The organism is Segetibacter sp. (assembly GCF_025963695.1).
Taxonomy (GTDB): domain Bacteria; phylum Bacteroidota; class Bacteroidia; order Chitinophagales; family Chitinophagaceae; genus Segetibacter.
On the sequence record NZ_JAOQAH010000003.1, the window covers coordinates 1 to 11,514 of the forward strand.

At 39.5% G+C, this 11,514-nt stretch carries 7 protein-coding genes; all 7 read right to left on the bottom strand.

From position 1 onward, the window contains the following. Positions 1–197, bottom strand: a 197-nt coding sequence (locus JWR87_RS00060) for a hypothetical protein (RefSeq protein ID WP_297814381.1), incomplete at its 3' end; no start/stop codon positions are given. A 371-nt stretch (positions 198–568) separates the two neighbouring features. After that, complete coding sequence (locus tag JWR87_RS00065; RefSeq protein WP_297814384.1) at positions 569–1,270, bottom strand: DUF3823 domain-containing protein; 702 nt, start codon at positions 1,268–1,270, stop codon at positions 569–571. 23 nt (positions 1,271–1,293) lie between these two features. Next, positions 1,294–3,189 carry a RagB/SusD family nutrient uptake outer membrane protein gene (locus JWR87_RS00070; RefSeq protein ID WP_297814386.1) on the bottom strand — a complete coding sequence of 632 codons (1,896 nt, stop codon included), beginning with the start codon at positions 3,187–3,189 and terminating at the stop codon, positions 1,294–1,296. A 20-nt stretch (positions 3,190–3,209) separates the two neighbouring features. Beyond that, entirely contained in the window at positions 3,210–6,380 is a 3,171-nt protein-coding gene (locus JWR87_RS00075; protein WP_297814388.1) for a TonB-dependent receptor, read from the bottom strand. A 517-nt stretch (positions 6,381–6,897) separates the two neighbouring features. Then, positions 6,898–9,171, bottom strand: a complete 2,274-nt coding sequence (locus tag JWR87_RS00080) for a GH92 family glycosyl hydrolase (protein WP_297814391.1) — start codon at positions 9,169–9,171, stop codon at positions 6,898–6,900. A gap of 356 nt (positions 9,172–9,527) precedes the next feature. Next, a complete protein-coding gene (locus JWR87_RS00085) occupies positions 9,528–10,475 on the bottom strand; it encodes a type IX secretion system membrane protein PorP/SprF (RefSeq protein WP_297814394.1) in 948 nt (315 codons plus the stop codon). A gap of 536 nt (positions 10,476–11,011) precedes the next feature. Beyond that, positions 11,012–11,440, bottom strand: coding sequence for a hypothetical protein (locus JWR87_RS00090; RefSeq protein ID WP_297814397.1), 429 nt, complete (start codon positions 11,438–11,440; stop codon positions 11,012–11,014). Between the last annotated feature and the right edge of the window lie 74 nt (positions 11,441–11,514).

Sequence of the window (11,514 nt, forward strand, 5' to 3'; positions counted from 1 at the left end):
GCTTGTTTGTACCAACGGTTGAAATCGTGGGAACTACCTCCACCCACAATTAACACCCTGATGTTTTTAGCCCTGGTTTCTCCTCCGCCAACCGATGAATTGACCTTGCACTGAATAAGGGTAAGGCTGGCGACGATTAGCATTACAGGAAGAATAATTCTGGCCGAAAATCTTATACTAAAAACATGTTTAATCATTATGAATTATTTATTGTATGAAAGATCAAAAAAAACTATGTGGTTTGTCTGGAAGCATTTTAAGGTTGTGCTCTGCTGTGGCAGTTGCAAACCGTACTATAGCAATTTAAGAAAGGTTGAATAACAACATGGAGTACAAGAGTGCGACGCAACAGAACCTAAATAGCAAAAAAACAGACGGGTAAATAACCATAACTTTTAGCAGTCGCTAGTATGTTTTGGAAGGGACTTCGAGGACCAATATACATAACTTATCAGAAGGAGTTTGCGATTAAAGTACGGGTCGCTGTTCAATGATTAGCACTATTTACATCTAATATCAAAGTAATAAGAAAAGGCCACTCAAATTTTGAATGACCTTTAGTAAATACCTATAGATTTAATTTAACCACCGGCGAAAAAATCATGTCTTCAACTCCAGTTATCTTTAAACCAATTCGAGCAAAAATATAATTTTGAGTAGGCGTGATTGTAGGTATGGCAGTCGTTAAGCTAATACTGTTTGGGTCAGTTATAGCAGTACCGGCAAGGTCAGTCTTTCCGATATTATCAGTACCAGATACGAACTGAGTTTTGTTCACATACAAACTTGCTCGCTCTATACTTTTTCCGTTTACTGCATCTGTTATAATTTTCTCAGCTTTAAACGTCGCTGTTACGTTCGTACCCGACTTTGCAACCTGAGGTGTACGGATCATGTAGTAAGGATTTACTTCAATGTCCATTGATTTGCTACCAGCCATGATAATACTTATTGAATCAGCTTTTCCGCCCGATTGAGGCCAAAGAAACGGCCCTTGTCCTGGACGAATTACGAACTTGTATTCTCCGTCGAAAAGCATATGGGAGAATGTACCTTCAGGAGTTATAGTTCCGTTTATAGGACCAACCTTTCCAAATCCATACTGATATAGTTCAAAAGGTACCCGGTCATATTCTACCTGTATAGGCTCACCTTTGTATACTAACCTGCCAGTTAGAGCGGATGAAGGCGGAGCGTAATTGTCTTTCTTGCACGATAAAGCTATAGAGCCAAGTACAAGTAACACGATGAAATGATATTTAACTTTCATGTTCTATTAATTTAGAAAATAAATTATTGATTAGGTTGTCTCACAATTTTTGGGTTGTTGGCCAGTATTGTCGTGTTTATTTCTGAGTAGTAGTTACCTAACTGAAACCTGCTGGCACCCGTAACAATACTGTTCTTAACGATCTTAAATATCCATTTACCATGATTGGGAGATCCAGGATCATGAACCTTGTAAGGCCATAGAGCAAATGGCTGTGTATTGCGTTTTCTAGGATCGCCAATATTCGCTGTAAGCTCGGTCTCAGTCATTTGACTTCCGTCCCAAACGATATGGGCCAATCTCCATCTTTTCTTATCAAAGATTAAATGTCCTTCGAACGCAAGTTCAACACGACGCTCGTTCACAATTCTGTCAAAGGTTACTGTAGTTAACGGTGTATTAAATCCAGCTCTTTTACGAACCTGGTTTAAATATCCAACTGCCTCAGGTAAATTTAACTCGAAAGCAGCTTCAGCAGCATTTAATAAAACTTCCGCGTAGCGGTACCTAATCCACGGCACTTCACTTCCTGTACCTCTGGAACCACTACCAACGGCAGGGTCAACAAATTTGCGAATGTAAAAACCACTTTGAGCACTGTATTCAATTGCATTAAGAGGACCATCGCTACCTACGAGCTTAACATCAGCAGTGCTGCCAGGTAACTTTCCGATAAATCCAAGAGAAGGACCAGATACTACGGTACCGTTGGCTAACTGATAACCTGCAAAAATATCAACAGGCCTGTTTTTTCCAATTGAACCTGGTACTACAACAGTTCCATGCAACCTTGCATCTCTGTTAGCAAAAAGATCCATAGGATCGTTGTAATAAATAGGATTACCCGAAGCATCTTTAATAGGTAATGGAGCAAACGTATTGTCAAGTAACTCAAAACTTTGCACCAGGTTTAGCGATGGATTGACACGGCCACCTTCTACCTCTTCAGCACCAAAAATTGGTTGATTCTGAATAGTGAAACCGTGTTGTTTACCACTTCTTATTTTATAATCCTCAATCCAAATTGTCTCTGGGTTCCCCGGTTTATCAGCATTGTCAACAAATAGACTGGTAAAGTTCTGAGATGCATTTGTTGGGAATTTGTTATACAGACTGTAGGAGCCTGCACTTCCGTTAATGATCGCTTTAGCCGCATCAAGTGATTTCTGATAGTAGCTGTTTGCCATAGAAGCAGGAATACCTACTTCTCCACCTGGAAGAGCAACTGTGGGAGTAGTAGCACCATATTTTGCTATTGAACCAGCGTAAAGAGCAGCTCTTGATATCATAGCTAAAGCCGTAGCTCTTGTAGCGCGGTCTTTTGTACGCGGGGCAATGGGAAGATCTCCCTTTATCTCATCCAACTCCTTAATTACAAAATCATACACTTCTGATTCTTTAGCTCTTGGGTTTTGCAGTGAAGAAGCATCGCCACTATAATCATAAAGCAGGGATTTGGTAATTATAGGAACACCTCCCATTCTTTTAACTATTTCAAAGTAATGTGCAGCACGGAGAAAACGACCTTCTGCAACAAACCTTTTCTTATCGGCCTCTGCTAAAGTTGTAGCTGCAGTAGCTCTTTCAATAAAAAGGTTGATTTCACGGAGATACCCATAATCCCAATTTCCCCATTCTCCAAATCCCCAACCATTTCTTTGAACTGTTACATGTCCAAAAGTCGATGGCACCGCTTCGCCTGGGTCTATAAAACTCTCCCAGCTATTTTTAAAAGCGGTCATGTCAGCAACCCGATTATATAGGTCAGCAACAATAGATACAGCTTGGTTGGCATCTGAGAAAGACTGCTCAGAGGTAAGAATGGCAAAGGGTTGTACATTTAAAAATTCACTGTCTTTTTTGCATCCTGCCATTCCAAGCAGAAGCGAAAAAGTGACTAAGGTTAAAATCTTTTTCATTATACTAATAATAAGATTAATTAAAAGGTTAGGTTAACGCCAACGTTGACATTTTTCATTTGCGGGAACTGGAGTCCATTACCCTCAGTTATCTCAGGATCTATATTGTACTGCTTCAAATTGTCAATAGAAAACAGGTTATAAGCATTAACATAAATCCTGGCTCTTTTTATAGCTACTTTAGAAAGTACACTAGTGGGCACTGTATAGCCAAATTGTATAGTTCTTGCCCTTAAATATTTAACATTGTGAGCCCAATAAGTGGAAGATTTATTATAGTTGCTATGGCCCCCCTGGTTAAATCTATTAGCAGGATATTTCCCCGGTACCCACGAACTGTTTAAGTTGTACATGTCCGTTCTATGCCACCTGTCGGTAAAAATATTATTTAAATTTCCTCCATTTTGAAAAGCCCAGCGCGTTTCGAAATCCTGGAACCAGGTATAACCAGCACCACCAGAAAAATCAGCATTGAAATCAAAACCTTTATACATAAAGCCGAACGTCAAACCCAAATTAAGGTTAGGTTGAGGTCCTCCGTAACCGATCGGTCTTTGATCAAGGTCACTTATCTTTCCGTCACCATTAGTGTCTTTGTATTTCAGATCGCCCGGCAGCAGAGTTCTGTTTCCCTGTCCATCAATATTTACAGGATAATTGTTGATTTCTTCTACCGATGAAAACTGGCCATCCACCTCGTAGCCCCAATCTATCCTGGTAAACCTTTCTTCCCGGCTGTTACGATATTTATCGAGCGAATTAAAAAATATAGGTTTGTAGGATTGTAAAAATTTAGATCTTGAATATGAGGCGTTAACTCCTATGTTAAATTCAAGCCCACCAGATTTGCCATTGTAGGCAAGTGAACCTTCCTGACCAAATTGGGCATCGCTCTCAACGTTTTCGGTTGGTAGCGTATAGCCGATCTCGCTTGGAAGTAAAATATCATACTTTAAAGCACGCAATCCGGTACGCTTTCTATAAAACCAGTCGAATGAACCTGTTACTTTTCCTTTTAAAAGCGAAAAGTCCGCTCCAACGTCTGTAATTGTACTTTTAAACCAGGTAACGTTTCTAATGGGAAGACCTCTGTCCCTCGAAACAACAAGCGGTTGTCCTGCTATAACAGAAACCCCGTTTGATCCATATTGGTAGCCTTCAAGATAAGAAAACGATGAAAGCCCAACCGCATCGTCTCCCAAACTACCATACGAGCCTCTTAACTTCAACTCGTTAACAAGGCCGCCCAGGAAATTATCCATAAAACGTTCCTTTGTAATCCTCCACCCTACTGAAGCTGAAGGGAAATAGCCTACACGTTTATCAGGTGCAAAGATGTGTGATGCGTCACGCCTGGCCGCCAATTCTAAAAAATATTTGTTACTATACCCGTAGTTTAAACGACCGATATATCCAATCCTCGCTTCCCTATCTTCAGAGTCTTGATAATCGGCTAGTGTAGGAAAATAGATCAGAGGTAATGCATTTGAAGCCGGTATAGAACGAACCCAGTTTCGACGACGTTGTTGAGTGATCCGTTCATTCACGAAGACTGCTCCCACTGTGTGTTCCCCAAAAGTATTGTTATAAGCTAACTGGGCCTGTGTAGTAATATTAATTTGCTTGATCTGCTCTTTCTCCCGCCATGGGTTAATACTTCCACCTGTTTGATCATATGCTTGGGTGGCAGGACGATAAGTATAGGTTTTGTAAGTGTACTCCTGGTTATTGTATAACAAGTCAGCAATAAAGTAAGATCCAACACCTTTAAGGCTCAGCCCTTTAATACCTGGTATCTGGTATTCTACCTCTGCATTTGTTTGTAGCACCCTCCACTCGTTCACATACTTACCGGCATACTTATAATTAATGAATCCCCAGTTTGCATCATTTTGTCCAATAGTATTCAGGTACTCAGGATTATCATTTGCATAAGGTCGCTCAAAAGGCAGGTTTCTAAGTACGGCAAAACGAGGCAGCCAATAATCGTCTCCTCCGGGAACACCTGGATTGGTTCTCGTTTCCTGGCGACCGTTTACCTGAACTCCTACTCTCAAACGTTTAGAAACGCGGGCATCAATATTTGACTGGAAATTTGTTCGATCGAACTTAAACTCTCTGCCAAGGGGAGAATTTTGATGCAGGTTAGTTCCTGACACATAATATTTCAAATTCTCCGTACCACCGGTAACATTTACATTTACTGATGTCATCGGGGCATTAGGCTTTAATATAAATCCTCTCCAATCAAAACTTTGGTATCCCTGCTCGGTACCGGTTTTATATCTTTCAAGTTCAGCAGGAGTAATGCCCGTGTTTTGTGAAAGACCGTTCATTTCAGCATCTGCTTTGTATTGCATATACTCATAAGAACTGGTTGTTACTTTCGGAAACCTGGTCCAATTTTGCGCACCATAGAAAGCATCTACATTTACCGCTGGCGTACCTGTTCTTCCTCTTTTAGTAGTTACCACTACCACTCCGTTTGCAGCACGAACACCATAAATAGCTGCAGAAGCGTCTTTAAGTACAGTGATACTTTCAACGTCGTTAGGAGCTATATTGTTAAACTGTCCCGCGTCTTGCTGAATACCGTCAATTACATAAAGGGGATTTCCCATGTTACGAATCTGGATATTTGCACTGGCACCCGGACGACCGTCTGGCATACGAAACGAGACTCCGGGAAGTTTTCCTGCAAGACCCGAGCTAACAGTTGATCCTCCATGTACCCTGTCAAGGTCTTTAGAAGTAACTGTAGAAATAGCACCAGTTAAAGCTTCTCTTCTCCTGGAACCATAGCCTACCACGACTACATCATTTAGACCAGTAATATCCGGAGAAAGTGTAATGTTAAAAGAGCCGCTGCCTGAAATAGCCTGGGTGAAAGGCCTCATACCCACATATGTAAATATGAGCGAGCGATCAGCAGCAGTAGTTCTAATAGAAAAAGATCCATTTTCGTTTGTAACAGCATTTCTGTTAGAGTTGCTTGTTATAACTGTTACGCCTTGCAGTGGTCTGCCTGTGGAGTCAGCAACAACACCAGTTACGGTATTAGTTTGGGCTCTTCCCAAGAAAGAAGAAAAAAGAAGAAAAAAGAAGAGAAAGAATTTTGGTGGCGTCATCACTTTCCGCCATACCGGTTTTTTTACTAGTTCCTCATTTGGAGTGTAGCAGTCAATTTTCATAATGCAAGTTTTAATTAATCGAAAGAGTAAGCAATTAAACGTCAGTTTTCTATTTATTAAGGCCCTTTTAATTCATAAATTTCTATTTACATTTATTTAACAATAACATTAGTAAGACACCCTTTTTAAGAAAACGATGCTTATACAAATTCTTTTTCTAAAATTTTTATAAAACGATTAGTTCAAAAAAACTAATGAGATAACCAATTCTTCCGTTAGTTCAAAGTGGTAGTAAATATATGTTAAACGATCTCAGAAGAACAAACGATTTTTCTAATTATTTTCAACTTTTACTCCCTTGAAAAACTTGGTCGGGCAAGGACAAAAGTATCTGTCAAGCCACTTCTTCCAATTTCTACTTTCGTATCCGTTGATGTAATAAATAAAAGGTATGAAGCAGTGATTTTCAATTGGGCGGGCTTTGTTCCAACACTAAATACATTGTCATCCTGTTCCTTTTAGCAAAGGCAGAACGGGGTAACTTTACGCAGGTAAAAGTTTACACGCGTAATTTCGTTTATTTCTTGCTTAAAGAAAAAGGCTTGTCCTCATCACTTACACCCCTGCTTACGTTAGGAATACTGCCCATATCAAAATTCAAAGCACCTCCATTTACAATATCACTATGGCTTAGCCAGTTGCGACTGTAATTTTTACCATTAAGCGTTGCAGATTGGATGTACACATTATCCTTACTATTATTCTTGCCTTCTATTACAAACTTTTTCCCGCCTTCTAAGGTTATTGTTATCTTATTGAAAACAGGACTACCAATTACATACTGATCGGTACCAGGACATACAGTATAAAAGCCCATAGCACTTAACACATACCACGAAGAGGTTTGTCCCTGGTCTTCATCTCCCGGGTATCCGTCTTCTGTAGAGTTATATAATTTGCTCATTACATTTCTTACATGCTGTTGTGCCTTCCATGGTTCTCCTGCATAGTTATATAAGTAAATCATGTGTTGAATAGGCTGGTTTCCGTGCGCGTATTGACCCATATTAGCTATTACCATTTCGGTCATTTCATGTATCAGACTTCGATAAGTACCTACGTTAACTTTATTGGGAGAAGAAAAAACAGAGTCGAGTTTTGTATTGAAGTTTTTATTACCGCCGCTTAAGTCGATGAGACCTTGAACATCATGGAATACTGACCATAACCAATGCCATGCATTTCCTTCGGTAAAAGGTCCGCCCCACTCTATGGGATCAAAATTCGAAGTCCATTCGCCATTGGCCTTTCTACCCCGCATGAAACCAGTACCTGAGTCATACACGTTCCTGTAGTTGTACATCTGGCGGGCAAAAATATTTTTATAAAAGGGCTTGTTTGTAAGGGTAGCCAATTGATAACCGCAAAAGTCATCATAAGCATATTCAAGCGTTTTTGCAGTGGCTTCGGCATATTCAGGATAGGGAACATACCCTAACTGGTAATACTCTTTAAATCCGTGTCTACCATTAGAGGGTCCCCAGGGACCTTTATTTGTCGCTTCATGAAGATATGCTTTCAAGGCTTTTTCAGGGTCGAATGTCTTTATGCCTTTAACCCACGCATCTGCCAAAAGCGATATGGCATGGTTGCCAATCATACTTCCGCCTTCATTGGGAAAAGACCAGGAAGGTAACCAGCCGCATTGTTCCTGTGCATCCAACAACGCCTGCATATAACGCCCGTGCATAGTAGGGTGCATTAACGCATTTAAAGGAAACTGCCCGCGAAAAGTATCCCAAAAACCTGTATCCGTAAACATGTATCCTTTATGAATTTTCCCATCGTAAGGACTAAAATAATAAGGCTTGCCCTCCTTGTCATATTCATAGAATTGCCTTGAAAAAAGACTTGCCCGAAAAAAACAGGAATAAAAGGTTGCCCTTTCTTCTTCGGTACCACCTTCAACCAAAATTCTTCCAAGGTGTTTGTTCCAGATTTGTGCCCCTGCAGCTTTTGTGTCTTCCAAACTCTTAAACCTCCCTAACTCAGCTTTTAAAGTAACCCCTGCCTGTTCGTGGCTAATGTAGGACGAGGCAACTTTAGCCTGAACCTTTTCACCTTCTTTAAACTGCAAGTAAACACCAACCCCTTCTCCTTCGCCCTCGGTTTTACCTTCCTGAATACTATTTTTTCTATTTTCCCAGGTTCCGTAACTTTTGAAAGGCTTATTAAAAACAACCTCTAAATAACTTTTAATTAAGTTGCCTCTATTATTTTTATTGTTGGCAACATACCCAGTAATCTTTCTTTCCTTAGGATAAATCTTGAGCCCACTCATCCCGGTATAACCATCTAAAACAAGAAAAGACGAACTATCTTTTGGAAAACTAAAACGAAGATGGGCGCCTCTTTCGGTAGGCGCAATTTCTGTCACAATACCATTATCTAATTTTACTCTATAATAATTTGGCTTTGCTACTTCATTGCTGTGACTAAATCCTGTTGCACGGTCCTTTTCATTTACAACCAGCCTACCAATGACAGGCATAAAAGAAAAAACACAATAATCTGTAGTCCACGAACGGCACTGATGCGCCTGCTGAAATCCCCGGATCGTTTTCTTGGCATACTGATACTTCCATCCATCTCCGTTATTGCCTGTTTGAGGAGTCCACGTATGCATTCCGAACGGCAAGGCTGTGGTTGGATAAGTATTACCCCTTGTAAGACTAAAATTAGAATTAGTGCCTTGCAAAGTATTTACGTAATTGACCAATTCGTTATCCTGTGCAAAGAGTATGATTACTAAAAGCTGTGAAAGTACATAGAGGCTGAACTTTTTCTTCATTGTATTAATAGTTTTTATAGTTAGCCATTCTGAAAGCCACATTCTATGACTTAAACGACTAACTGCTTTTGAATAAATGGTAAAGAAGCTTATTACTTATACTAAATATCAGGATAAAGACCGTTCGTTGCCCCCATTCTCATTAATGCCACGTTTGTTATTCGTTCATTATATTCTTACAGGGATTGATTTAACAAAAAAACCAATATGTGTCAAACATATTGGTTTAAAGCTATTGAGCAAATTTTTTTGCTTGTATAGTTTTTCTATCTTTTTTTGAAAAGACTATTTTAGGTGCCACACATCTTTCTTTAAACCGGGTTTGAAACTTTCCCCTAATCCGCTTTTCAACGTAGCTATAACATTAGCATCATCGACAATTCGGCTCGTCGAACGTTGTAGACGAACTTATTAAACGGCTGCTCATAACTCGCCATAACCCTAATAGAGTTATTATATAAACTAAACCCGGCTGAAGGAGTAACACTGTTAAGTGAACGGGTAGATAAGCCCAGATAGACTGCAGATGTTTCGCCAACAAACCTTTCAAGCGATGCACTGTAGGTATTTTCGACGAGGGTAGGACTATTCTGGGTAAAGCTTAGCCCCTCTTTCCACATCATCGAAGACAGCTCAATTTCATTTTGATCATCCAGCAATATCTTGCTATTAATTGTAAAACACACACGACGGGCTATTTTAGTTGGCTTACTATTAAGGTTATTAACCGGAGATAAGACGTGATAAGCGGCGAGGCCACCTTCTATAGTTATACTCTCATCTTCGTAAGTGTACATCAGCCCTAAATTTAAATCCTTATACCCGGCAGTTTTCGATATTGGTAATCCTGACATCTCAAATCCTCCACCCGATATTTTTTCGCTAAAAGTTGTTCTTGCCGCATTTACTGTACCGGTTGCTAGTGTTAACTGGCCACCAAAGCTCAGCATATGGTGGTTGTCGACATCTAAAAAAATATGCTTTGCGATAGAAGCGCTAAGGTAATTACTGGTCAGACAAAATTCGCGCTGAAAGTTCTGGTAATAGCTAATTCCGAACCCCGTGCTACCGTTTTCCTGTTCCACTTTATAATCAGCAAAAGCTAGAGCATGATTTAATGTAGCAGAGTCAGTTTTTTGGTTACTTAATATGGAACCCGAGCGAAACGTGCCTTTGATTTTTCCCGTTGTCGCAGGATTATAAAAAGACGGAGCCATTTTGTACTGTGACAACTTCAGATCCTGCGCAAATGAGGAGATAATTACCAAACAAAAAATAGTTGAAATCAAAAGTTTCTTTCTCATGTTTTTTTTAGCCATCTATTTGATTATTACTTACTTCCAAAATTTATTTATTCTTATAACGAGTAAAAGATCAAAGAAGTATTACTTAGGGCGAACTATTAACTTTATTAATTCCAGCCCTATAAACAATAGAAATGCCTGAAACTTTTTAACCAGCTTGAAAAGCAGGATAATTATTAATATTATAAACTCCCATTCGTAAGCGGCTCGCTTGTAATTCTTTTGACAAAAAAAAATGTTGTCGTCACCTTATTGTGGAATTTATAATTGAATTGGAAAAGTAACGATTACCGTTATTTTTTCCCTTGGCAGGAAAGGATTTCCAACCAGGGGAGAATTTTTTCAGTTTGAGATATTTTAAAAAGCGAAGTGCGGTAAAAAGTTGAAGCAGCAATGCTGCAAGCCGCTCAACATGGATTTTAGTGCAGTAACAGGTTTTGAAGAGTGGGAAGTAACCTGCTATTAAAAAGAAGCATCATTTTTACAAAAGAGACTAAAGGTTTAAAAAGGAGCTTTAGTCTCTTTTGTTTAGTTAATTATTTATTTACTGCGTTCCATACAGCATTAGGCACATCCAGCAAATACTTAAAATCTCCCCTGATTGCTTTCAAAGCATATCTTTCTTTTTCAATCTCGCCCCTTGTTCTAAATCCAAGTTTTCTAAATACTGTCAGTGGATTATTCCTACCCCTGGCATTATTAGCCAGCGAGAGTATCGAAACTGCTAATGGTAATGCTAACCACTTTTTGTTTACTGTTAATGCCAGTATAATTCCGGCAATTGTTAGAGCAGTGCTCTCGGTTTGCATATAGCTTTCAAGATCCATTTCTCTATCCAACTCGAGTAGCCGCTCGTCTATTTTTTCCTGGTCGTGATAATAACCGTTTAAGTGATCTTGTATCGCCACTTCAACAGGGGTAGAATGTTCTAAGGTAATGTCGGTTTCCTGGTTAATATTTTCCATGAATATCTCTTTTTACAGAAGTGTTTCATAATTCATACCAGAGGGCAATTTGAAAATTTGGGAATTTGAAAATG

Excerpts from the sequence above, each read along its gene's own strand:
- JWR87_RS00065 (WP_297814384.1), bottom strand. The coding sequence starts at position 1,270 with ATGAAAGTTAAATATCATTTCATCGTGTTACTTGTACTTGGCTCTATA.
- JWR87_RS00070 (WP_297814386.1), bottom strand. The coding sequence starts at position 3,189 with ATGAAAAAGATTTTAACCTTAGTCACTTTTTCGCTTCTGCTTGGAATG.
- JWR87_RS00075 (WP_297814388.1), bottom strand. The coding sequence starts at position 6,380 with ATGAAAATTGACTGCTACACTCCAAATGAGGAACTAGTAAAAAAACCG.
- JWR87_RS00080 (WP_297814391.1), bottom strand. The coding sequence starts at position 9,171 with ATGAAGAAAAAGTTCAGCCTCTATGTACTTTCACAGCTTTTAGTAATC.
- JWR87_RS00085 (WP_297814394.1), bottom strand. The coding sequence starts at position 10,475 with ATGAGAAAGAAACTTTTGATTTCAACTATTTTTTGTTTGGTAATTATC.
- JWR87_RS00090 (WP_297814397.1), bottom strand. The coding sequence starts at position 11,440 with ATGGAAAATATTAACCAGGAAACCGACATTACCTTAGAACATTCTACC.